This is a genomic window from Kribbella sp. VKM Ac-2568 (assembly GCF_004345365.1).
GTDB lineage: Bacteria > Actinomycetota > Actinomycetes > Propionibacteriales > Kribbellaceae > Kribbella > Kribbella orskensis.
The window spans coordinates 49,525-72,356 of the sequence record NZ_SLVF01000020.1; the positions used below are offsets into that span (position 1 = coordinate 49,525).

Sequence of the window (22,832 nt, forward strand, 5' to 3'; positions counted from 1 at the left end):
CCTTGCGGTGGGAGAGGGCCGATCTGGTTGCTGGCGGCAACTAGCCGCGCTGTCCAGCGGTCGTGGCGTGCGTCCCGGCATCGGGCTCGGCGACGTGACAGGCCGCATCGTGCCCCTCGCCCAGGCGGCGGAGGGTGGGGGTGACGTGGTGGCACTCGTCGACGACGAGAGGGCAGCGCCAGCGGAAGCGGCAGCCGGGTGTCGGGTCGATGACCCTCGGCGGCTCGCCGGTATCGCCTTCGACGGCGACGCTGAGCGGTGCGCGGGGATCGGGCACCGCCCCGAGCAGCAGGTCGGTATAGGGGTGCTTGGGGTTGGCCAGTACCGCCTCGGTCGGGCCGGACTCGACGATGTGACCGGCGTACATGATGAGGAGGCGGTCGGCGACGTACCGGGCGCTCGCGATGTCGTGGGTGATGTAGAGGAACGAGACGCCGGCCGACCTGCGCAGCTCCGCCATCAGGTTGAGCAGGCCGATCCGGATCGACACGTCGAGCATCGACACCGGCTCGTCGGCCAGGATGAGCTTGGGCTTGTGCGCCAAGGCCTGGGCGAAGCCGATGCGTTGCCGTTGTCCGCCGCTGAGCTCGTAGGGGTAGCGGTACATGAGGTCGGAGGCCGGCGCCAGGCCGACCGCCTCGATCACTCGCTCGGCTTCCTCGTTCCGCTGTGCCCGCGTGAGCTCGGGCTGGTGCAGTTTCAGGCTGCGCAGGATGCCGTGGGAGACGCGGAAGGCGGGATTGAGGGAGCTGAACGGATCCTGGAACACCATCGGCACATCGCCGCGGTAGGCCAGTCGGTCGCGTCGCGATCGCATACTCGACACGGCGCGGCCCTGGTAGTAGATCTCGCCGCTTGTCGGTGTGTAGACACCCGCGAGCAGGCGGGCGATGGTGCTCTTTCCGCTGCCGCTCTCGCCCGCGAGCGCGACGATCTCCTGCCGATCGACTGTGATGTCGACGTCGTCGACGGCGTGCAGCATCTTGGGGGAGAGTCCGCGGCCGACCCGGAAATGGCGGGTCAGCTTCCTGGTGTCGATCAGCGGCGCTGTCGGCGCGGCCGCCCGCGGGTCGGTGTCGACGCTCACATCGGTCATGACCTCGCCTCCTGGACGGGTTCTGCCGCGGTCGCGGCGCCGGGAGCGTGCAGCAGACAGCGCGCCTGCACGGCTCCGACCTGATAGAGCTCGGGCTCGACCTTGGGACAGTCGGCGAACACCTCCGGACAGCGCGGATTGAAGCGGCAGCCGCTCGGTGGGTGGGCGAGGTTGGGCGGGCTCCCGGGAATCCCGATCAGTGGCACCTTCGGTCCGCGGATCGACGGGAACGCGTCGAGCAACCCTTTGCTGTACGGATGCGCCGGATGATCGAAGACCGCACGAGTGGCCCCCAGCTCGACCACCTGGCCGGCGTACATCACCACCAGCTGGTCGGAGAAGTGACTGATCAGGGACATGTCGTGGGTGACGAAGACGACCGCGAAGCCGAGCTGCTGCTGCAGCTCCTTGATCTGCACCATCAGGGACCGCTGGGCCACGACGTCGAGGGCCGACGTCGGCTCGTCCATGATGATCAGGTCGGGCGTGAACAGCAGCGCCATCGCGATCATGGCCCGTTGCCGCATCCCACCGCTGAGCTGGTGCGGATAGCTCTTGAGGTGGATCGGATCGATGCCGACCAGCCGCATTACCTCGGCCGGGCGATCGTCGGCCACCGCTTCGTCGTGCGCCATGATCGCGTCCCTGAACTGGGTGCCGATGCTCGTCACCGGGTTGAGGGCGTTCATCGCGCTCTGCATGACGACGGAGAAGTCACGCCAGCGCAAGGCGGCCAGCTTCTTCTCGCTCATCGCGACGAGGTTCTGGCCCTGGAACCGAACGTCTCCGCTGGTGATGGCGGCCGGCGGGCTGAGCAGCTGCGCGATGGCGAACAACAGCGTCGACTTGCCGCAGCCCGACTCGCCGACCACACCCACGAACTCACCGGCATGGACGTCGAGATCCACCGAGTCGACCGCGACGACGGGACGATCGCCGCCGGTGTCGTACTCGACGGTGAGATCACGGACCTCGAGAATGGGCTTGCCCTCAATGTGACCGTGCACGTCGCCTCCGAACCGGCCGCAGCGCGGGGTTGCTGATCTCGTCGAACGCGTAGTTGAGCAGGGCGAACGAAACACCCAGGAGCGCGACCGCCAGTCCCGGCGACAGCGCCCAGGCGGGCAGGCCGTTCACCAGCGCACCCTGGTTCTGCGCCCAGTACAGCATCGTGCCCCAGCTCAGCGAGTTGGGGTCGCCGAGTCCGAGGAACTGCAGGCCGGCGGCGGTCAGTACGGCGTACAGCGCGGCGCCGAGGAAGTTCGCGACGATGAGGGAGGTCATCGTCGGCAGCATCTCGACCACGATGATGTACGACTGACGTTCACCCCGGACGCGGGCCGACTCGAGGAAATCACGGTTGCGCAGGGAGAGCGCCTGCGCGCGCATCTGCCGGGCGCCGTACGACCAGCCGGTCAGGATAAGCACGACGACGATCACGGTGAGGTTGCCCTTGCCGGCGTACGTCGCCAGCACGATGATCAGCGGGAACGTCGGCAGCACCAGGAACACGTCGGTCAACATCGACAGCGCGTCGTCGGCGTAACCGCCGAGATAGGCGGCCGAGACGCCGATGATGACCGACAGGAAGGTCGCGCCGAGACCCACGACGACCGCGATGATCAGCGACTCCCGCGTGCTGTAGACCAGCTGGGCGTACACGTCCTGGCCGAGGCCGGTGGTGCCGAGCCAGTGCTTGCCGGAGGGATGCTCCAGCGGCAGGTCGCCGATCGCGCGTGGATCGCCGTGCAGCCACGGCACGAACAGATGCGGGAAAGCGGCCAGCAGAACGAAGAGGAGGAGCAGCACCGCGCCCAGCATGGCCTTGCGGTTGTGCAGGATGGCACGCCACAGACCGCCCCTCGGGCGGCGGGCCGCAGTCGGTGCGGGCGCGGCGGTGCCGGCAACGAGAGCGCTCATCGTTCTATCCCTTCGTCCGGGCTCGCGGGTCGAGCAGGAACACCGCGAAGTCGCAGAGCAGGACACAGATCAGCACGGCCAGCGTCACGAGCAGGAACAAGGCCTGCAGTAATGGGTAGTCCGTGCTCACCGTGGCGTTGTAGAACATGTAACCCAGGCCGGGATAGTTGAAGACGTACTCGACCAGGATCGTGCCGGAGATGACGAAACCGAGCGACATCGCGAAACCGGACAGATTCGGCAGGAACGCGTTCCGGCCCGCGTAGCCGAACATGATCCGCCGGTTCGGGATGCCCTTGGCCCGGGCCATCCGGACGTAGTCCTCGGCCAGCGTGGTCACCATGTTGTTGCGCATCGTCAGGATCCAGCCGCCGATGGCGGTGATCAGGATGGTGCCGGCCGGCAGGATGCCGTGCTTCAGCACGCTGCCGATGAACGGCGGGTTGAATCCCGGCGTCAATCCCTGTTCGTAGTTGAAGTCGTTGGGCAGGATCGGATTGCTGCCGATCGCGAAGAGCGAGATGAACACCAGCGCGACCCAGAAGTACGGCAGGGCGGAGGTGATGATGAAGACCGGCGGAACGACCCCGTCCATCAGCCCGCCGCGCCGCCAGCCGGCGATCGTGCCGATCAGCGTGCCGAGGACGAACGCGAGGACGGTCGCGATGCCGACCAGGCCGACCGTCCACGGCAACGCGTCGCCGATCAGCGTGGTCACCGGGGCGCCGAGGCTGCTGCCGATCGACACGCCCCAGTGTCCGGTGACCATCGCCTTCAGGTACTCGGTGTACTGGAGAATGATGTTCTTGTCCGGGTCGAAGCCGAACTCGGCCAGGACCGTTCGCAACTGCTCCGGCGAGACGACCGAGCCGCTCTTGCTGAACCGCTCCCGCAGAGCTTCCTCGGGACTGCCGGGCATCATCCGCGGGATGAAGAAGTTCAGCGTCATGGCCGCCCAGAGGGTGAGCACGAAGAATCCGAGGCGACGAATCAGGAATCTCACGGACACCAGCTCCTCGTGCTCACTCTCACCGACGTTTCCTTACTTCTGGGCCGACTTGGAGTACAGGTTCGTCAGGACCTGTCCGACGTCGGGGATGTTGTACGGCGCGGGCTGGGCGTAGGGGTCTTCCTGCGTCGGCCAGCCCTCTAGGTCCTTGGTGTTGTACTGGTACCAGTCGACCGACTCGGTGGTCGGAATGATCGGCACGTCCTTGATCATGTAGCCCGAGATCTGCTTGATCAGCTTGACCTGCGTGTCCGGGTCGGCACTCGCGTACTGGTCGAACAGCTTGTCCACCTCAGGCTTGATGTAGCGCGAGTAGTTGCTGCTGGCCTGTGTGCCGATCGGGGCGCTGTTCTTCGAGTACAGCAGTTGCCGCAGCTCGTAGTACGGCGTAGGGCCGCCGGACAGGCTGGAGTAGGCCAGGTCGTAGTCACCGGTGAAGAGCTTCTGGTTGTACGACTGCTGCTGCAGGTCCTGGATGGACAGCTCGATGCCGACCTTCGCCAGCTGCTGCTTCACGACCGCCAGCGACGCGTCCCAGTCGGTGTAGCCGGTGACCGTGATGACGCTGAGCTTCAACGGGTTCGACGACGAGTAGCCCGCACTCTCCAGCAGTTGCTTGGCCTTGTCCGGGTTCGGCTTGTCGTAGCCGGCGGCCGTCAGCGCGTCCTTGTCGAAGTACTTGTCGAAGGTCGGCGTGACGACGCCGGTCTGGTTCGCGGCCGGCTGGTAGCCGCTCTCACCGATCTTCGAGATCTGCTCCCGGTCGAGCGCGTAGGCGATCGCCTGCCGGACGGCCAGGTTGCTGGTCACCTTGTGCGACGGGTCGAGGTTCGGGATGATCGCCACGTTCGCGGTCGGCGGGAACCAGTAGTTGTTCTCCGGCGACTTGGACTTGTAGAAGTTGTCGATGTTCGGGATGTACTGACCACCCCACTGCGCCTTGCCGCTGGCCAGGTCGAGGTTGGCCGGGTTGTTGTCCAGATACGCGGGATACTGGACCTTCTCCAGGTACGGCTTGCCCGGCTGCCAGTAGCTGCCGTTGGCAACGTAGGAGATGTTGTTGCTGGTGCAGGACCCGACCGTGAATGCCCCGGTGCCGACCGGTTTCGTATTCGGCCAGGTGGCAGGCTTGGCGGCCGCGTCGCCGGTGGACCAGATGTGCTTGGGCACGATGCCGACCTGGTTCGCGAAGTTGAAGAAGTACGGCTCGGCCGGTGCCTTGAACTTCAGCGTGACCTTGTCACCGGCCGCGGTGACACTGGTCAGGCCGGCACCGGTCCACAGCGAGTACAGGTCGAGGGCCGGCTGCTGCTTCATCAGGTTGAACGTGTAGACCACGTCGTCGGCGCTGAACGGCTGCCCGTCGCTCCACTTCACGCCAGAGCGGATGGTGAAGACGATCGAGTCCTTGGTCGGCGACCAACTGAAGGCGGTGGCCAGCATGGGGGTGGTGGCACCGCTCTTCAGCACGTTGACGAAGGTCAGGGGCTCGTAGACGAAGCCGAGAGCCTGCTGGTTGACCGCCGGGTTGAACGGGTTGAACTGACACGGCCAGGTCTGACCGCCCACATTGGCGATCGTGACCGTGCCGCCCTTCTTGAACTGCCCTGTGCTGCCGCCGCTGCTCGTCGAGGACGACGGGTTGCTGGACGCGCCTCCGATCGGCTCGTCGCCGCCGCCACAGCCAGCGGCCAGTACGCCGACCGCCACCGCGGTGACGGCGATACGTTTGATGCCACTCATCGTCTCTGCCTTTCATTCCTCGAACTCATGGTCATGCGAATGCCTCCGCACCGAGAACCGCACCCGCGGCCTCGACGCCGAGGGCGAGTGCCCCCACCAGCGGCGCGTCCGAAGGGAATCGGGCCACTGTCAGCTCCGGTGGGAAGGGGACTGCCGCGTCGAGTGCCCGACGCAGCTCAGGTGCGATCCGGTCCCACGCGCCGACCAGCCCGCCACCGACGGCGATCCGGACCGGGTCGAGGGCGATCGCCAGGTTGACGACATGCATCGCCAGTTCGCGCTGGAACTCCTCGGCGAGTACTGCAGCGTCCGGCTGTGATCGCGCGAGCGCGAACACATCGGCCGCCGTGACCGGCTTGCCCAGCCGGGCGCTACCGGTGGTCTCGAGTGCTTGGCCGCTGACGACATGTTCCAGGATCGTGCGCTCTTCGGCGCCGATCCAAACGTCCGCGGCGGATCGCAGGTTGTAGCCGATCTCGCCGGACGCGCCGTGCGCCCCGGAGATCACGGTGCCCCCGGCAACGATCGCCGTGGCGAGACCGGTGCCGAGATTGAGGTAGATGCCCGGATCGCAGCCGACCAGCGCGCCCCACCGCAGCTCGGCGGCAGCGGCCGCCTTCACGTCGGTCCCGAGCCGGACGGGGATGCCGGGGAAGGCGTCCCGGATCAGCTGTCCGAAGGGGAGTGCACCCCAACCGGGGAAAGTGGGCGCGAGCTCGACGCGGTTGTCGTACGGGATGCCGAGGGTGGCTGCGCCGACCCCGGCGAGCTCCTGACCCGGGGCGACGTCCGCGAGCAGATCGCTCGCCGCGGCGAGGCCGCGAGCCATGGCTGCGTCGGCTCCGGCCTCGGCCAGGCTGTCGATGGTCGCGTCACCGAGACGCCGGCCGGACAGGTCTCCGACGGCAAGAGCGATCTTCGTCCCGCCGAAATCGAGTCCGAGGACGACCGGCCTACGTTTCATGGACTGGCACCTCCTCGTGCCGACCAATAGAATCGATAGGAAACTAACTTAACAATCACCCCGGGCACAAGGGCTAACTCTGACTGTGACCCGAAGTGTTAACGAGCGAGGAGATCGACGTGACGGTTGTCGCCGGGGGTGCCTCCGCGGCCCGCCCGCAACTGATCCGCGCGATCAACGGGAAGGTCCTGCTGGACCACCTCCGGCGATCCGGGCCACTGTCGAGGACAGAGCTGGCCAGGCTCTCCGGCCTGTCGAAACCCACGGTCTCCGCTGCGCTGGGCACCATCGAGCGCGCCGGACTCGTGCACGCGACCGGTCAGCGGACGGGGGTCCCCGGTCCTGCCGCGATCCTGTACGACGTACGGCCGGAAGCAGGGTTCATCCTCGGGCTGGACGTCGGGCGGGAGTTCCTGCGCGGCGCGGTCGCCGATCTGGCCGGCACCGTGCGCAGCCGGATGAGCGTGCGCACGAAGGCCGTCGACGCGATGGCCCGGATCCGGGAGCTGGCCGGCCTCGCAACAAAGCTCCTGGGTGACTCCGGCATCAGCGCCTCGCAGCTCACCCAGACGGTGATCGGAAGTCCCGGTGTCTACGACCCGAAGGTCGACACCCTGACATTGACCGGGCGTCTGTCCGGCTGGGACTCCCCGGCCGTGCTGCCGGCGCTGCGCGACGCGTTCGGACCGGCGTTGATGATCGAGAACGACGTGGACGCGGCCGCCCTGGCCGAACGGGTCCACGGTCATGGTCGCGACGTCGACAGCTTCGCGTTCGTGTCCGTCGGCACCGGGATCGGCATGGGTCTGGTGCTCGACGGCAAGCTCCGGCACGGCTCGCACGGTGTGGCCGGCGAGATCAGCTACCTGCCGTTCGCCGAAGGCACCGGCAGCGATGCGCGGGATGCCCGCAAGCGGGGCAGCTTTGACGCCTCAGCCTCGGCGGCGGCGGTGGTCCGAGCCGCGAGACGTGCCGGCGTCCGTAGTGCGTCGACGGCCGAGAAAGTGTTCGCCGCCGCGGCGCGCGGTGATGCGGTCGCCGCCGGGATCGTGGCCGAAGAGGCACTGCTCGTGGCCAAGGCAGTGTGCACCGTCATCACGGTCGTCGACCCCGACCTGATCGTCCTGGGCGGCGGCATCGGCCAGGCGCCAGGTTTCCTCGACGCCGTCGTCGACCAGCTACGGATCCTGGCACCGGTCCTGCCGGAAGTGAAGGTCAGCGTCCTTGCCGCCGACGCGGTCGTGGCCGGCTGCTTAGCCGCCGGCCTCGACCGAGCCTGGCAACACGTCGCAGCCCGAATTGGGAACTCAGCCAGCTGAGCTACAGCGGCACGCCCCAGGCCGCGAAGGTGGCGGGCGCCGCGTCGTAGTACTGACCAGGGTTCTGATGGAGCCAGCGGACGTTGGCGGCGCTGATGGGGGAGTCGAACAGGCGCAGGTCGTCGACGTCGGCCACCGACGAGTCCGGGTTGTCGCCGCCTACGTTCAGCTCGTTCGGCTGCAGGAGCGCGCCCACCGAGTAGGGTTCGACCGTGAACATCTTCCCGTTCAGGAAGAACTGGATCGCCTTCTGATCGCACGATGCCGCTACGTGCGTCCAGGTCTCGGCGGCGATCGGCCCTCTGGTCGAGTTGATGATGCCGGTGGTGCCGCTCGCGCCGAACAGCCGCACCCAGAACAGCCCGTCCAGGTAGCCGGCATGGGCGACCTCGCCACCACCGTTGCGCAGTACGAGGAATCGGGCGCCGCTGCTGCTGGTGCGACACTTCACCCAGGCCGAGAACGCCCAGCCCGGGGGCGACGCCGGCCACGTGAACGAGGTCCTCGACGCGCCCGGACCGGTGCCGTTCGACCCGAGCGCGGATCCCTGGACGCCGGTCACCCAGGACCCGGCCGCCGTGAGGGTGAGGTCGTTGCCGGACGGCGACTTGTCGTCGACGATTGTCCCGGTGTTCTCGTTGAAGTGGTAGACGCCGCGCGCGGCGTTGGCCGGCCGGTACGGCGTGACGACCGGCGCGCCGCTCCAGTACCCCGAGGTCACCTCGGCGAGGAAGTTCTTGGTGAAGGTCAGGTAGTCGTACGACACCCGGCCCCCGGCGGTGGCGTCGCCGCCGACGTGCAACTGGTCCAGCCCGTCGATGGCCGGCGTCACGTGCGGAACACCGTCGCCGATGTTCGCCGTCGCGTTGTCGGCCTCGAGCCGGACCTGCACGTAGGTCGGGTTGATCGCGAACTGGAACCGGGTCCACTGGCCGACGGTCAGCGTCGCCGTACTGGTCACCGAGACGGTCCCGTCGTCGATCGTGGTCCAGGTGGCGGTGACGGTTCGGGCGGTGTTCACCACGACGCGGACCCGCGCGCTGCCGAGGGTGTCGTTGATGGCGAGGATCGGGGCGGGGGAGCCGACGGGCGCGGTATCGAGGCGGAGCCAACCGCAGATGGCGAGCCGGTCACAGTCGGGGAAGTTGACGGCACCAGTTGCGCCGGCCGCCGTCGCGCCGGAGACCAGAGCGCCGCCGTACAGGCCCGTGGTGAAGCTGGCGGACGGTGCGACCGCGAGATCCCGCCCGTAGCTGCCGAAGTCCTCGGCGGTGTCGTTGTCGAACGGGTAGACCGCCAACTGGTGGTCGATCTGCTCGGCGGCCACGAGGGTCGGCCAGTACGCCGCCTCGACCGGGTCGTTCCACCAGCGCAGGTCGTCGACGATCCCGTCGAGGGCATCGGTGCCGGTGAGCGTGTTCCGTCCGGCCTCCATGGTGACCTCGGTATCGGAGTAGGTCATCGCGGCGCCGGCGTTGACCGACAGCACCTGGACACCGTCGACGGCGATCTTCACGGTGTCGGTGGACGGCGTGGCGTCGTACACGACGAGGACGTGATGCTGCTGGCCGTCGCGGATGCTCGTGCTGGTGCTGTACGTCGCGCCCGCGATCCTCGCCTCCACGTTGCCGGTGGCGTTGGAGGCGTACACGGCCCAGTTGAGAGTGCCGTCGCTGGTCGCTGACGCGATGCAGCGGGCCGCGACGGTGTTGGTGTTCAGTTGTACCCAGGCCGCGACCGACAGCCCGCCGTCGGTGTTGAGAGGGTAGAAGTCGTCTCCGGCCTTCGGCGGCCGCACGAGGACGTGCATCGCGCCACCGGTGCAGTTCAGGCCGTTGCCGTACCTGCCCGTCGTGAGCGCTGCCGAACCGACGATCGTGCCGTGCAGGAAATAGCCGGCGACGTCTCGTACCGTCGTGCCGTCGACCGTGTCCGCGTTGAACGTGTAGCCCGCTGCTTGCGCCACGCCCGTCGCCTAACTGGCCTTGCGGACCCGGACGGTCACCGTCAGATCAGCGCCCGCGGCTGTCGATCCGACCTGGTCGACATCGACCGTCAGGTAGTCGCCGGCGGCCAGCGCGGTGACGTCCGGATTGTTGCCGGTGGCACTGTTCGTCCCGGCCGCGATACTCGGCCGGTGGCCCTGGTCGGTATAGATAGTCGTGCCGTTCCTGTTCACATCGACCACCAACGCGGCGCCGGTCGGCGCGGTGTTGACCGCCGCCCGGACGGTCTCGACGATGTAATCGCCCTCGAGGTAGATCCGCGACTTGCCGGTCGTGACCGCGACGGCACCCGTCACGGAGAACGTGTACGCCTCGATCGGCACGGCCAAGACGCCGTCAATCGTCAGACTGCCCTGAATCTGCATCAGCGATTCCCCCCCAGCACAGTGGTGAACTCCCCGGCCGCCGTCACCCCACGACGACCCACATAGCGGACGAGCGTACGGGGTGAACCGGCCGCCCGGAAGTGGACAGCGGCGAATAATCGGTGGCGGCTCGTCGGGGGCGCTGGTAGCGTGCTCGGCCTGTCTTTTCGGGTGGTTTCCCTGCACTGCGTGAAGGATCGAATCGAACCGGATGGTTCTCCGGGGCGGGACCCTGTTGATCGCCTCCAGTCCGCCGTTCGTACACCTGCCAACACGAGTTGAGGCCCCTTCCGATGGTCCAATCTGCACTCACTCCTGCCAGCTCTCCGGAACTCGAGGCCGAAAGGGCCTTCCTCACCGAGGCTCGCGCTGCCCTCTCCCGTATGCACCAGGTCGTGGAGGAGCGGGATGTCCCGCTGATCGGTGGCGAGGACAACGACGAACGCTTCACCAACGAGTCCAACATCCGCGCCAAGCAACTTCGTGCGCAGGCGCTGCTCGACCTACCCGATGTACCGCTCTTCTTCGGGCTGCTCGACTACGAGAGCGGCACTATCGAGGGGCTCGACCGGGTTCACATCGGCCGCCGGCACGTTCACGACGGCAGCGGCGCCCCACTCGTGATCGACTGGCGGGCGCCGGTGTCGGTGCCGTTCTATCGAGCGACCCGCAGCGACCGGCAGCGGGTCCTGCTGCGGCGCCGCTATGGGTTCTCCGATGCGGCCGAGCTGACCGGTTTCGAGGACGAGCCGCTGATCGGAACCGGCGAGTCCGGTCAGGCCGACGCGTTCCTGCGCGCCGAGATCGAGCGCCCGCGCACCGGTCCGATGCGCGACATCGTGGCCACGATCCAGCCTGAGCAGGACGACCTGGTCCGGGCGCCCCTGCATCCGAGTGTCTGCGTGCAGGGCGCACCCGGTACGGGGAAGACGGCTGTCGGCCTGCACCGCGTGGCGTACCTGCTCTACACCGAACGGGAACGCCTTCGTCGGGGCGGCGTCGTGATCGTCGGACCGAACCGCTCGTTCCTCTCCTATATCCGCAAGGTCCTGCCGGCGCTCGGTGAGGTCGACGTACGGCAGATCACCATCGACGAGCTGATCAGTCAGCCCGCGACGGCGTCGGACGAACCGGGGGCCGCGCGCGTCAAAGGTGATGCCCGGATGGCCCGCGTACTGCGACGCGCGCTGTGGTCGCACGTCGGCACGCCGGCGGAAGGAATCCTGTACAGCAAGGGTTCCCAGCGTTTCCGGGTGCACGACTACGAGGTCGCGGAGATCGTGTCCGCGCTGCGTGAGTCGACCAGGTACGCCCCGGGGCGAAACGCCCTCGCGCAACGGATCGCCCACGCCGTACTGGTCCTGATGGAGCAGCGCGGCGACTCGCCGGACGACCGTGTACAGAATGCCGTGGCCCGCTCGAAGCCCGTGAAGCAACTGCTCGACGCGGTCTGGCCCCGGGTCGTTCCGGAACAGGTCCTGCACCGGCTGTTCTCCGATGCCGACTACCTGGCGCAGTCGGCCGATGAACTCACGGCGGCAGAGCGCACCGCGTTGCTCTGGCGCAAGGCTCCCCGCTCCTGGAAGACGGCGAAGTGGTCGGGCGCCGACACCCTGTTGCTCGACGAGCTCGAGGACCTGATCGAACGCAGCTCCGGCTCACTCGGCCATCTCGTCCTGGACGAGGCGCAAGACCTGTCGGCGATGCAGTTGCGCGCTCTGGGCCGGCGTTGTCGCACCGGCTCGGCAACAGTCCTCGGCGACCTCGCCCAGGCGACGACCCCGTGGGCCGCGGGCTCCTGGGACCGGGTCCTCGGTCACCTCGAGAAGACGGACGCCGTTGTGGCCGAACTCGATCGGGGTTTCCGCGTGCCGGCCCAGATCATCGACTTCGCGGCGAGGTTACTGCCGCAGATCGCCCCCACGCTCGGCGTGCCGAGCGGTATCCGGACGCGCGCCGACGCACTCTCGATCCTCTCGACCGATGAGCCTTCGTTCGCGGACACCCTCGTCGCAGCCTGCAGGACCGCCCTCACCGGCGAAGGCTCGGTCGCACTCATCGCAGCCGACGAGCAGATCTCAGACCTGCACGACGCGCTCGCCGCCGCCGGTCTCCACCCGGCCCTCCTCGGCGCGACCGAGGACGAGATGGACACGGAACGACTGGTCTGCGTCCCGGCAAGCCTCGCGAAGGGCCTCGAATTCGACGCGGTCATAGTGGCCGAACCAGCCCAGATCGTCGCAGCCGAACCTCGCGGCCTCCACCGCCTGTACGTCGTCCTGACCCGCGCCGTCACCCGCCTCCAGATCGTCCACGCAACACCCTTACCCACCGCCCTGACCGAGGTCCCGGCGAGCATCAGCTGAGGGCAGTCACAGCAGCGATGAGCCTGGCCCAGAAGGCGGCCCGGTCGAGCTCCATCGCGACCTGGGCATTGGCAGGACGGCCGGTGTAGCCGTGCAGGTCGACGGCTGTCGCTCCCGCCGTCCAGCGACCGGCCGTCTCTACGACCACGTTTGCCTCGACGCACCGGACGATCGACGGGTCGATGACCCGGGCGACGGCGACCGGGTCGTGCAGCGGTGGCGCTTCGAAGCCCCAGAGCTGCCGATAGGTCGAGGCGAAGAAGGTCATCCACTCGACGCAGATCTCGGCCAACGGCGTGCCGATGCGCGCGAACGCCGCCAGTACGTCGTCGGTGACCAGCGCCTGGTGGGTGACGTTGAGGCCGCACATGGTGAACGGGAGGCCGCACCGCAGGACCTGATCCGCGGCCTCCGGATCGACGAAGGCGTTGGCCTCGGCGTACGGCGTCACGTTGCCGCGCTCGGTCGACCCACCCATCCAGACGATCTGGTCGATCCGCCCGGACAGGTCCGGCCGGTCGGAGAGCAACCTCGCGACGTTCGTCAGAGCCCCGGTCGCCACGATCGTGACCGGCCCGTCGTGGTCTCGGAGTACCTCGATGAGCAGTTCGTGGGCCGTCTGAGGGGCCTCCGGCACCGCCGGGTCGCCTTCGAAGCGGGGGCCGTCCAGACCCGTCACGCCGTGCACGTCGTCGGCGATGCGCAGCGGCCGGACCAGGGGACGGGCGGCGCCGCGTGCCACCGGAACGTCCACCGCTCCCGCGAGCGACAGCACCCGCCTGGCGTTGACCGTGCACTTCTCGACGGTCTGGTTGCCGCCGACCGTGGTCACGGCCAGCAGGTCGACGGCCGGATCGGCGATCGCGAGCAGCAACGCCATCGCGTCATCGTGCCCGGGGTCACAGTCGAGAATCAGCGGTATCGCCATGCAGCAGTTTGTACCAGCAGCCGGGCACAGAACTCTGCCCGCAGAGAGCAAGATGCCCGGTGACCGATCACGTGGTCACCGGGCATCTGTGCGGCTGGTGTCAGCTCAGCCCAGGGAAGCCAGGGCGTCGTTCCAGGTCTTCGACGGGCGCATCACGGCCGCGGCCTTGGCCGGGTCGGGCTGGTAGTAGCCGCCGAGGTCGACCGGGTTGCCCTGGACGGCGAGCAGTTCCTCGACGATGACCTGCTCGTTGCCGGCCAGGGTCTCGGCCAGCGGCGTGAAGGCCTTGGCCAGCTCGGCGTCGTCGGTCTGGCTGGCCAGTTCCTGCGCCCAGTACAAGGACAGGTAGAAGTGGCTTCCGCGGTTGTCGATGCCGCCGACGCGCCGGGTGGGGGACTTGTCCTCGTTGAGGAACGTCGCGGTGGCGCGGTCCAGGGTGTCCGCGAGCACCTGGGCGCGGGCGTTGCCGGTGGTCTGGGCCAGGTGTTCGAAGCTGGCGGCCAGGGCGAAGAACTCGCCGAGGCTGTCCCAGCGCAGGTAGTTCTCCTTCACCAACTGCTGGACGTGCTTCGGCGCGGAGCCGCCCGCGCCGGTCTCGAACAGACCGCCGCCGGCCATCAGCGGAACGACCGACAGCATCTTCGCGCTGGTGCCGAGCTCGAGGATCGGGAACAGGTCGGTCAGGTAGTCGCGCAGTACGTTGCCGGTGACCGAGATGGTGTTCTCGCCCCGGCGGATCCGCTCCAGCGAGAACTTGATCGCGTCCACCGGCGCCAGGATCTTCAGCTCCAGGCCGTCGGTGTCGTGCTCGGTCAGGTACTGCTCGACCTTCGCGATCAGCTTCGCGTCGTGGGCGCGGGTCTCGTCCAGCCAGAAGACCGCTGGGTCGCCGGTGGCCCGGGCCCGGGTGACGGCCAGCTTGACCCAGTCCCGGATCGGGGCGTCCTTCGTCTGGCAGGCGCGGAAGATGTCGCCCGCCGCGACCTCCTGCTCAAGTACTACGTTGCCGTCCGCATCGACCAGCCGGACCGCACCGGCTCCGGCGATCTCGAAGGTCTTGTCGTGGCTGCCGTACTCCTCGGCCTTCCGCGCCATCAGGCCGACGTTCGGGACCGAGCCCATCGTCGCGGGGTCGAACGCACCGTTGGCGCGGCAGTCGTCGAGGACGACCTGATAGATCCCGGCGTAGCTGCTGTCCGGCAGTACTGCGAGGGTGTCGTGCTCCTGGCCGTCCGGACCCCACATGTGCCCGGAGGTACGGATCATCGCCGGCATCGAGGCGTCGACGATCACGTCGGACGGCACGTGCAGGTTGGTGATGCCCTTGTCGGAGTCCACCATCGCCAGCGCCGGGCCTTCGGCCAGCTCCGCGTCGAACGACGCCTTGATCGCGTCGCCGTCCCCCAACGCGGACAGGCCGGCGTAGATCCCGCCGAGCCCGTTGTTCGGGGACAGCCCGGCCGCGGCCAGCGTCTCGCCGTACTGCGCGAAGGTCTTCGGGAAGAACGCGCGGACCACGTGCCCGAACACGATCGGGTCGGACACCTTCATCATGGTGGCCTTCAGGTGGACCGAGAACAGCACGTCCTCGGCCTTCGCCCGGGCGATCTGGGCGGTGAGGAACTCGCGCAGCGCTGCGACGTGCATGACCGAGCTGTCAACGACCTCGTCGGCCAGTACTGGCACCGACTCACGCAGTACAGTCGTCTCGCCGTCCGCGCCGACGAACTCGATCCGGAGCGAGCCGTCGGACTCGATCACGGCCGACTTCTCGGTGGAGCGGAAGTCGTTCTCGCCCATCGTGGCCACGTTCGTCTTGGACTCCGGCGTCCAGGCGCCCATGCGGTGCGGGTGGGTCTTAGCGTAGTTCTTCACCGAGGCGGGCGCGCGGCGGTCGGAGTTGCCCTCGCGCAGGACCGGGTTGACGGCGGAGCCCTTGATCTTGTCGTAGCGGGCCTGGATCTCGCGCTCGGCGTCGGTCTTCGGCTCGTCCGGGTACTCCGGCAGCGCGTAGCCCTGGCTCTGCAGCTCCGCGATCGCGGCCTTGAGTTGCGGGAGAGAGGCGGAGACGTTCGGCAGCTTGATGATGTTCGCGCCCGGCGTCTTGGCCAGGTCGCCGAGCTCGGCCAGCGCGTCCGGGATCCGCTGGTCCTCGGTCAGGTGGTCGCCGAAGACGGCGATGATCCGCCCGGCCAGCGAGATGTCCCGGGTCTCCACGCCCACCCCGGCCTGCGCGGCGTACGCCTGGATCACCGGCAGGAACGAGTAGGTGGCCAGGGCCGGGGCCTCGTCCGTGTGCGTGTAGATGATGGTTGACTCAGTCACCGCGTACTCCGCTTCCTCTACTCCGTCGATGTCGCTCCCGGTCACGCCGTGGAGGCATCCCCACCCTAATGGGCGGACCGCCCGCGGCAGCCGGAGAGTGGCGATGGTCACCGCCCGTACCGGAGGTTGACGCCCCGGCCCGGCTGAGCCGCGCTTGTGCGAGGGCCGGGGCATCCTGGTCGGTCGGGCGACCGCCGAGGAGATGTTCGAGTATTGGCCCACCGCCGGCGACGAGAAACCGCTGGAGCTGATCAGCTCGACAGCGTTCGAGAGCGGTGTGTGCGGGCTGTACTACAAGCCCACTACCGGCTAGGCGGCCAGTTGCAGCGGTGGCGATACTGCGAGGCCGTCGTGGTGGCCGCTGACGCGCGGTAGCCGGTGCGTGGTCTGGACAGTGGCGGACAGTTTGGCCAGCTGGTAGCAGCCTGCTGTGATCGCATCCTGCAGGGTCGGCCATTGGTCGACGCACCAGTAGGGGTCGTCGGGCTGGCGGTCGTGGTCGTCGTCGATATCGGCGCACCAGCCGCCGGTGAAAGCGTGGTGGATGTGCAGTCTGAGATTCATGGCCGTTGTCTGTCGGATTGTGCGGGCGGGCTGGGTCAGAAGGGAAGCGGTCGGCCGGACGGCGTACGGAGGTCGAGCGGCTGCGTGCTCTTGCGCGTGAGTGGTCGTTGTGGTCTTCGCTGGATCCGAATCTGTCGCATCGTCTTGCTCCTACCTGGGGGAGTGGTGCGACGGGCCGCCGTACCGCTCGATTACTGGTAAGAACAACATCCCAGGCCGAAAGTTCAGATACATGCGGGGAATTACCTATATCGATACCTACGCACCCCTGACCCACTCCATAGGGATCCTCATCCGCCCCCTGACCCCACGCTCAGGGCTCGGACCGCGGCAGTTGAGTGCAGTGCGCGACTGTGGCGTCGTCAGGGAGCCGAGCATCGGGGTCTCCGGCGGTGCGCGCTTCGGCCTCCCGAACGCGGCGGATGATCTCGGTCGGCCCACTTGCGCCGAGCAGTTCCAGCACGCCGGGCCAGTCGGTCAGGCCGTACGGGCTGACAATGCGGCTGGCGCCATTGCTGAGCAGCGCGAGGCCATCCAGGTCGTGCAGCGGCTGGCTGCCGGTCACCGCTTCCTCCGCCGCGTGCGGGTCATCCTTGGCGATCCAGTAGCCACCCGGTTGGTTCCGCCGAGCCCGCAGCGACTCAACGCAGGAGTCTCGAATGCGGTCGTACTCCGGTGTTCCCCTGGGAACGCCATCCAGCGGCCCTGAGCAGACTCGCCTGGCGGCGACCTCACGCTCATCGGTGATCACCCGCGGGCCTCCGCTGCCCAGGTCGAGCACGAGAAAGGAGTCCGCGAGCAGAAGATAGTCCAGGCGACCCCGGCAAGCACGCACAATCGCCACAGTCGCCTGCGGGCTACTGGGGTCCGCGATGTCGCAGCTACCGCCATGATCAGCAGCTATCTCGCCGATCGCGCCGGCGAGGATCGCCCCAAGGCCTCGCCCGTCATCCCGCGACAACTGCCCAACCAACGCCCCACCAAGCCGATGCGTATACCAGGCAACCCCATGCGAGCAGATCGACTCGGTCCCCGGGATGCCAGCCCCGTCCAGCAGCACAACAGCCCCAGAAACCGCCCCGACAAAGTCCTCATTCGCCCGCCCGAACCCACCGGCACTACTCGCCATACTGACCCGCACTCACGGCCTCCTCAGGCAGGGCCTGCAGGGACGACCACCGACGATCCCCGCAGATCGGACAGAGAACTGACGTACTCGCCTGGCTCACCGACCAGCCTGACTGCAACCCTGGCACGCCCCAACCGACTCGAGCGCGCGATCCCGGCGTGGAGGCCGGTGGAGCGGGCGGTCCGGAGAGACGTCGAGCGCCCAGGTAGGGACGTCGGCTGGGGCGCCGCTCGTTAGCGCCAAGCGTCCCCGGGCGTTTGGACGTAGCGCCTCCAGGTGTATCGCCAAGGGATGACGGCGACGATGACGACGACGAAGGAACAGTTGAACAGGACCGCGCGTGTTGCGGCGTCCAGGTCGTCGGAGACCAGGTGGGGAATGGCGACCGCGGCGATCCAGATGACCTTCCAGGTCACCTCGAACAGCAGGATCGGCAGCATCCGGACGGGGTATCTGAGCCCGAGGAACGCCAGCAGCGACATGGCCGTCAGCAGGCAGGCGACGACTCCCTCCATCACCGGGAGGGAATGGGCGTTCTGGATGAGCGGCCACTTGACGATCGCCAGTCCCACCCCCCAGAACGCGTAGCCGAAACGCAGGACGTTCAGGCGGCGCGTAGACAGTTCTTCGTCGATAGCTGTCGCGTCGACGATCCGGGCAGCAGGCATGGCTCCTCTTCCTTTTCTTCCTTTGTGGTTGGTGGATCTGGCGTACTGCGGGACGTGGCGGCTCAGCTGGTCGCGGTACGGGTCAAGAGGCGTCGACGGAGCCGGTGCAGCTGTGGCATCAGCCCGTAGATGACGATCGGTACTGCGATGGTCGCGAGCACGAACGTGCGCACGACCGGTGTCAGCGTGCGCAGCCAGTCACCGAGGGCAAGGTTGATGACGGTGAGGGTCGGGAAGACGGCCAGCCAGATCATCAGCGCCAACTGGTGCTTGGTCGGCGGTCCAGGAACGCGGTGCTGGGAAATCGGGGCGGGGTTCGGGTCGGACGCTGGGACGGTCACTGTGACTCCTTCGGGTGGACGTACGCGACGCCTACGCGCGACAAATAGCTGCGCTACGTCGTAGTGGTTCATGTCCCAAGGCTGGAGGCGCGTGGGCTGTTCACCTACGAAGGTTGCTGTTTGTGGGAAATGGGCGTCAGATGAGTCCCGTGGAGGACGCCTCAGCGGCCGAGATCGCCGCAGTGCTCGGCCGGGTCGGTGGCCGGCTCAAGCGAGTCCGCACACAACGCCGGATGACTCTCGCCGATGTTGCGAAGGCGACCGATATCTCGAAGAGCACGCTGTCGCGGCTCGAGAACGGACAGCGGCCGCCCACCCTGGAACTGCTCCTCGCGTTGTCGCATGCCTATCGGGTGCCGCTGGACGACCTCGTCGCGGCTCCGGAGGAGGGCGATCCGCGCATCCGTCTCAAGCCTGGCCGGGTCAAGGGCAGAACGGTGATCCCACTGACCCGACAGCCCGATGGCACGCAGGCCTGGAAGATCGTCATTCCGACCAGCAAGGTCACCCCCGAACCACGGGCGCACGACGGCCACGAGTGGATCTACGTTCTGTCCGGCCACCTGCGTCTCGTTCTCGGCGACCAGGACTGGGTGCTCTGCCCCGGCGAGGTCGCGGAATTCGACACCCAGGTCCCGCACTGGTTCGGCAGCTCAGGCAACGAGCCCGCGGAGATCCTCAGCATCTTCGGCCGCCCCGGTGAACGAATGAACGCCCGAGGAACACCACCGCCGGCTTAGTTGCGGAGGTCGAGGCGCATCAGGATCCGGGGATGGCCGGCCAGGACAGAGGTGGTGTCGGCGGCTTTGGTGAAGCCGGCGCGCTCGAAGTTCTTCCGGATCCCCGCGTACGCCATCGTCAGGTCGACCTTGGCGTCGCCATTGTCCAGTGGGTAGGCCTCGATCGCCGGGGCACCGTGGTCGCGGGCGAATTCGACCGCGCCGGCGATGAGGGCGTGCGAGATGCCCGTCTTTCGGTGACCAGGGCGTACGCGGATGCACCACAGCGACCAGACCGGCAGGTCGTCCAGGTGCGGGATCTTGCGGTTGCGGGCGAAGGAGGTGTCCGAACGCGGTGCGACCGCGGCCCAACCGGCCGGCGTACCGCCGTCGTAGGCAAGCACTCCCGGAGCGGGCTCGGCTCGGCACAGTTCGGCGACGAACTCGCCTCGGGCCGGGCCGCGCAGTTCGTTGTTCTGCTTGGACGGGATCCGGTAGCTCAGGCACCAGCAGACGTTGGACCCAGGCGACTTCGGGCCGAGGACGGCACGAACATCCTCGAAGACCTCAGCCGGTCGAACCTCGATCGTCATGGCCCCACAATCCCACGGGCCGCCTTCGAAGAACTCCTGTACTGCCCCAGCCCCGCCGTACGCGTCGCCGATGCCGTGCGGTGCCTCGGCTCAGGGCGATCAGACCGGGCGTGGGCTCAAATCTTGACAGAGTTAAGTAAAGGCTCCAATATCCTATCGGATCCGTGTTCCTGGGAAACGTGTGTCGAAGACCGCGAGCACCAGGGGTCTCGGCTGGCAGATCATCAGAGAGGTCACCGCTCATGACCAGATCCCTTCGAAAGAGGGCGATGCAAGGCATAGTCGCGCTTGTCGCCGTCGGCGTGCTGCTCCCAGCGGGCGCGGCTGCGACGCCATCCGCCGTACCTGGCGCGAGTGGACCGCCACGGGGGCCGCGCGAGGTCACCACGACGGCGAGCGCTCCCAGCGCGGCGAGCATCAGCAGCCCGGCGAGCGTCACCGCGGCGGCGAGCCCTTCGCTCGGCCCGGCGGGGGAGGCGGCGCAGAAGCCCTACATGGGCTGGAGCAGTTACAGCATGCAGGTGTACGAAACCAAGCCTGGCGCCCCCAGTTGGATCACGGCGGACCAGATCATCGCGCAATCGGATGCGATGCATCGCAAGCTCCAGCCGTTCGGGTTCAAGAACATCAACATCGACGCCGGGTGGAACGACGGCGTAGACGAGTACGGCCGGCCCGTGCCGAGCAAGAAGCTGTATCCGAACGGTCTGCAGGCGGTGATCAAGCACATCCACGCGAACGGCCAGAAGGTCGGGCTCTACAGCATCCCGGGAATCTCGAAGGCGATGATGGACGCCAACTATCCCGTGTACGGCCATCCTGGCTGTACGACGGGTGACCTGGCCAAGCAGCCGTTGCAGCAGGGGGACTACTGGGGCTTCGGGTACCGCATCGACATGACGAAGCCGTGCGCCCAGGCGTACATCGACTCGATCGCCGATCAGTTCGCCGCGTGGGGCGTCGACTTCCTGAAGTTCGACAGCGTGACGCCGGGCTCCGGCAAGAACGATCTCTCCCTCGACGCGCGCGACGAGGTCAAGGGCTGGTCGCAGGCTCTCGCTCGGCACAAGATCTGGTTCGAACTCTCCTGGGCTCTCGACATCAACTACGCGGACTACTGGAAGCAGTGGGCGAACGGATGGCGACTCGACTGGGACGTCGAGTGCTACTGCCCGGGTGAGGCGCTGACGGCCTGGCCGAACATCGCGCGACTCTTCCCCAAGGTGGCGGACTGGTGGCGCCATGGTGGGCCGGGTGGCTGGAACGATCTCGACTCGCTGGATGTCGGCAACGGCACGATGGACGGCCTGACCAAGGACGAGCGTCGTACTGCGGCAACGCTGTGGGCGGTCTCCGCCGCTCCGTTCTACATCGGCAACGACATGACCAAGCTCGACTCGTACGGGCTGGAGCTGCTCACGAACCCCGAGGTGATCGCGGTCAACCAGGCCGGGCGTCCCGCGCAGCCGGTGTCGACCAAGACCAACCGGCAGGTGTGGTACTCGCTCAACGCCGACAGCTCGTACACCGTCGCGATGTTCAACCTCGGGACCACCGAGGCCGACATGACGGCGAACTTCGCGGACCTCGGTCTGGACGGCTCCGCGAAGGTGCGCGACCTGTGGGCGAAGAAGGACCTGGGACAGTTCGCGTCCAGCTACACCGCGGCGACTGTGCCCCCGCACGGTGTCCGTCTGTTCAAGGTCACGCCGCAGAAGAACTCGGCGATCCGCGTCAACGACGATGACCTGCGCGTCTCCTACGAGGGCGCCTGGAAGCGCAACGGCAACAACGAGGTTCCGGCGGTCTCGGAGCCGCTGACGGTCACGGTGGCGGACTCGGGGGCTTCCGCGGCCGCCAAGGCGACCACGTCCGCCGTACGGACGGTCGAGCTGAACAACGACGACCCGGGCATCGTCTACACGGGCTCGTGGAGCCGGAGTACGGGCCGTGGGCTCGGTGACTATCAGGACGACGTGCAGTACACGGAGACCAACGGCGACGCCTTCTCGTACAGCTTCGTCGGCAACGGTGTCGACTACGTGACGGAGAAGGACCCCTCGCAGGGTGAGGTCGAGATCTACGTCGACGGGGCCTTGAAGGCAACCGTGGACACCCACGCCGATGGGCGATCCGCGCAGCAGGTGGTGTACAGCATCTCGGACCTGCCGAACGGAAGCCACACGATCCGCGGTGTGAAGAAGTCGGGACAGTTCATGCTGGTCGACAAGCTGGTCGTGCGGCAGGAGAGCCTGCTCAACCCGGGTGCCGCGGCCTTCGACAAGTCCGCTCAGGCCGATGTCAGCACCGAGATCGGGCGCGACTCCGGCGAGTTGGTCTCCATCGCGAACGCCGGCAAGATCCTTGTCAAGGGCACCGACTACACCGTCGAGGGCAAGGTCGTGACCATCAAGAAGGAGTACCTCGCGGCCCAGCCGGTCGGCAGCACGGTGTTGGACTTCAGTTTCCGTGGTGACTACCGCGACGACGTGCACTCCGCCACGGCGAACGGCGCGGCGATCACCTTCGCCTTCCGGGGCACGGGCGTCGACTGGATCACGGCGCTGGCTCCGGATCAGGGCGACGCCGACGTCTACCTCGACGGCAAGCTCGTACGCCGGGTGAACCTCTCCAACGAGGCGCGTGTCACGACGCGCCAGGTGTTCAGCCAAACCGGCCTGACGGATGGGCAGCACACTCTGCGCATCGTGAAGGTCTCAGGCGAGGTGCTGCGAAGCGACGTCATCCGCTACACGATCGCGAAGTAGCCCTGACAC

The 22,832-nt window shown here is 67.5% G+C and carries 19 protein-coding genes; 4 read left to right on the forward strand and 15 right to left on the reverse strand.

Features of this window, described 5'->3' with window-relative positions:
• Window positions 1-40: 40 nt before the first annotated feature.
• Genes EV648_RS39385 through EV648_RS39410 form a run of 6 tightly spaced genes read right to left on the reverse strand, consistent with a single transcriptional unit; the run spans window position 41 to window position 6,732 of the window.
• Window positions 41-1,096 (reverse strand): ABC transporter ATP-binding protein, encoded by a 1,056-nt coding sequence (locus EV648_RS39385; protein ID WP_132301079.1) that lies wholly within the window; start codon window positions 1,094-1,096, stop codon window positions 41-43.
• Window positions 1,093-2,103, reverse strand: a complete 1,011-nt coding sequence (locus EV648_RS39390; protein WP_199235074.1) for an ABC transporter ATP-binding protein — start codon at window positions 2,101-2,103, stop codon at window positions 1,093-1,095. Before EV648_RS39390 ends, EV648_RS39385 begins: the two co-directional genes overlap by 4 nt.
• Window positions 2,087-3,016 (reverse strand): ABC transporter permease, encoded by a 930-nt coding sequence (locus tag EV648_RS39395; protein WP_132301081.1) that lies wholly within the window; start codon window positions 3,014-3,016, stop codon window positions 2,087-2,089. The genes EV648_RS39390 and EV648_RS39395 overlap by 17 nt, the downstream gene beginning before the upstream one ends.
• A gap of 4 nt (window positions 3,017-3,020) precedes the next feature.
• On the reverse strand, window positions 3,021-4,019 hold the full coding sequence (locus EV648_RS39400) for an ABC transporter permease (protein ID WP_132301083.1): 999 nt from the start codon (window positions 4,017-4,019) through the stop codon (window positions 3,021-3,023).
• A gap of 39 nt (window positions 4,020-4,058) precedes the next feature.
• Entirely contained in the window at window positions 4,059-5,768 is a 1,710-nt protein-coding gene (locus EV648_RS39405; protein WP_132301085.1) for an ABC transporter substrate-binding protein, read from the reverse strand.
• Window positions 5,769-5,799: 31 nt separating this feature from the next.
• The gene (locus EV648_RS39410; protein WP_132301087.1) at window positions 5,800-6,732 is read right to left on the reverse strand and encodes an ROK family protein; all 933 of its coding nucleotides are present in this window, start codon (window positions 6,730-6,732) and stop codon (window positions 5,800-5,802) included.
• A 119-nt stretch (window positions 6,733-6,851) separates the two neighbouring features.
• On the opposite strand from EV648_RS39410, the gene EV648_RS39415 reads away from it, so the two are divergent.
• Window positions 6,852-8,051, forward strand: a complete 1,200-nt coding sequence (locus EV648_RS39415) for an ROK family transcriptional regulator (protein WP_206751961.1) — start codon at window positions 6,852-6,854, stop codon at window positions 8,049-8,051.
• Window position 8,052: 1 nt separating this feature from the next.
• On the opposite strand, the gene EV648_RS39420 is transcribed toward EV648_RS39415, so the two are convergent.
• Window positions 8,053-10,017 carry a LamG-like jellyroll fold domain-containing protein gene (locus tag EV648_RS39420; protein WP_132301091.1) on the reverse strand — a complete coding sequence of 655 codons (1,965 nt, stop codon included), beginning with the start codon at window positions 10,015-10,017 and terminating at the stop codon, window positions 8,053-8,055.
• Window positions 10,018-10,026: 9 nt separating this feature from the next.
• Window positions 10,027-10,422, reverse strand: coding sequence for a hypothetical protein (locus tag EV648_RS39425; RefSeq protein ID WP_132301093.1), 396 nt, complete (start codon window positions 10,420-10,422; stop codon window positions 10,027-10,029).
• 293 nt (window positions 10,423-10,715) lie between these two features.
• Between EV648_RS39425 and EV648_RS39430 the strand changes: the two genes are divergently transcribed.
• Entirely contained in the window at window positions 10,716-12,788 is a 2,073-nt protein-coding gene (locus EV648_RS39430; protein ID WP_132301095.1) for an AAA family ATPase, read from the forward strand.
• Here EV648_RS39430 and EV648_RS39435 read toward each other — a convergent pair.
• The 6 genes from EV648_RS39435 to EV648_RS39460 all read right to left on the reverse strand — a co-directional run bounded on the left by EV648_RS39435 (window position 12,781) and on the right by EV648_RS39460 (window position 18,743).
• On the reverse strand, window positions 12,781-13,716 hold the full coding sequence (locus EV648_RS39435) for a nucleoside hydrolase (RefSeq protein ID WP_132301097.1): 936 nt from the start codon (window positions 13,714-13,716) through the stop codon (window positions 12,781-12,783). The two genes, EV648_RS39430 and EV648_RS39435, sit on opposite strands and share 8 nt — an antisense overlap.
• 105 nt (window positions 13,717-13,821) lie before the next feature.
• A complete protein-coding gene (locus tag EV648_RS39440; protein ID WP_132301099.1) occupies window positions 13,822-16,041 on the reverse strand; it encodes an NADP-dependent isocitrate dehydrogenase in 2,220 nt (739 codons plus the stop codon).
• Between the two features lie 309 nt (window positions 16,042-16,350).
• Window positions 16,351-16,605 (reverse strand): hypothetical protein, encoded by a 255-nt coding sequence (locus EV648_RS39445; RefSeq protein ID WP_132188520.1) that lies wholly within the window; start codon window positions 16,603-16,605, stop codon window positions 16,351-16,353.
• Between the two features lie 313 nt (window positions 16,606-16,918).
• Window positions 16,919-17,440, reverse strand: coding sequence for a hypothetical protein (locus EV648_RS44550; protein ID WP_241996064.1), 522 nt, complete (start codon window positions 17,438-17,440; stop codon window positions 16,919-16,921).
• A 527-nt stretch (window positions 17,441-17,967) separates the two neighbouring features.
• Window positions 17,968-18,402 carry a hypothetical protein gene (locus EV648_RS39455; RefSeq protein ID WP_132301101.1) on the reverse strand — a complete coding sequence of 145 codons (435 nt, stop codon included), beginning with the start codon at window positions 18,400-18,402 and terminating at the stop codon, window positions 17,968-17,970.
• Between the two features lie 62 nt (window positions 18,403-18,464).
• Complete coding sequence (locus EV648_RS39460; RefSeq protein ID WP_241996065.1) at window positions 18,465-18,743, reverse strand: hypothetical protein; 279 nt, start codon at window positions 18,741-18,743, stop codon at window positions 18,465-18,467.
• A 140-nt stretch (window positions 18,744-18,883) separates the two neighbouring features.
• On the opposite strand from EV648_RS39460, the gene EV648_RS39465 reads away from it, so the two are divergent.
• On the forward strand, window positions 18,884-19,483 hold the full coding sequence (locus EV648_RS39465; protein WP_132301103.1) for a helix-turn-helix domain-containing protein: 600 nt from the start codon (window positions 18,884-18,886) through the stop codon (window positions 19,481-19,483).
• Here EV648_RS39465 and EV648_RS39470 read toward each other — a convergent pair.
• Window positions 19,480-20,055: a GNAT family N-acetyltransferase gene (locus tag EV648_RS39470; protein ID WP_132301105.1), complete on the reverse strand. Its 576-nt coding sequence runs from the start codon at window positions 20,053-20,055 to the stop codon at window positions 19,480-19,482. The genes EV648_RS39465 and EV648_RS39470 overlap by 4 nt on opposite strands.
• A 242-nt stretch (window positions 20,056-20,297) precedes the next feature.
• Between EV648_RS39470 and EV648_RS39475 the strand changes: the two genes are divergently transcribed.
• Window positions 20,298-22,823, forward strand: a complete 2,526-nt coding sequence (locus EV648_RS39475) for a X2-like carbohydrate binding domain-containing protein (RefSeq protein ID WP_132301107.1) — start codon at window positions 20,298-20,300, stop codon at window positions 22,821-22,823.
• Window positions 22,824-22,832: the final 9 nt, after the last annotated feature.

What these genes read in the sequence shown, in the direction of transcription:
- EV648_RS39385 (WP_132301079.1), bottom strand. Translation starts at nt 1,096, where the DNA reads ATGACCGATGTGAGCGTCGACACCGACCCGCGGGCGGCCGCGCCGACA.
- EV648_RS39395 (WP_132301081.1), bottom strand. Translation starts at nt 3,016, where the DNA reads ATGAGCGCTCTCGTTGCCGGCACCGCCGCGCCCGCACCGACTGCGGCC.
- EV648_RS39405 (WP_132301085.1), bottom strand. Translation starts at nt 5,768, where the DNA reads ATGAGTGGCATCAAACGTATCGCCGTCACCGCGGTGGCGGTCGGCGTA.
- EV648_RS39410 (WP_132301087.1), bottom strand. Translation starts at nt 6,732, where the DNA reads ATGAAACGTAGGCCGGTCGTCCTCGGACTCGATTTCGGCGGGACGAAG.
- EV648_RS39425 (WP_132301093.1), bottom strand. Translation starts at nt 10,422, where the DNA reads ATGCAGATTCAGGGCAGTCTGACGATTGACGGCGTCTTGGCCGTGCCG.
- EV648_RS39430 (WP_132301095.1), top strand. Translation starts at nt 10,716, where the DNA reads ATGGTCCAATCTGCACTCACTCCTGCCAGCTCTCCGGAACTCGAGGCC.
- EV648_RS39435 (WP_132301097.1), bottom strand. Translation starts at nt 13,716, where the DNA reads ATGGCGATACCGCTGATTCTCGACTGTGACCCCGGGCACGATGACGCG.
- EV648_RS39445 (WP_132188520.1), bottom strand. Translation starts at nt 16,605, where the DNA reads ATGAATCTCAGACTGCACATCCACCACGCTTTCACCGGCGGCTGGTGC.
- EV648_RS39455 (WP_132301101.1), bottom strand. Translation starts at nt 18,402, where the DNA reads ATGCCTGCTGCCCGGATCGTCGACGCGACAGCTATCGACGAAGAACTG.
- EV648_RS39465 (WP_132301103.1), top strand. Translation starts at nt 18,884, where the DNA reads ATGAGTCCCGTGGAGGACGCCTCAGCGGCCGAGATCGCCGCAGTGCTC.
- EV648_RS39470 (WP_132301105.1), bottom strand. Translation starts at nt 20,055, where the DNA reads ATGACGATCGAGGTTCGACCGGCTGAGGTCTTCGAGGATGTTCGTGCC.
- EV648_RS39475 (WP_132301107.1), top strand. Translation starts at nt 20,298, where the DNA reads ATGACCAGATCCCTTCGAAAGAGGGCGATGCAAGGCATAGTCGCGCTT.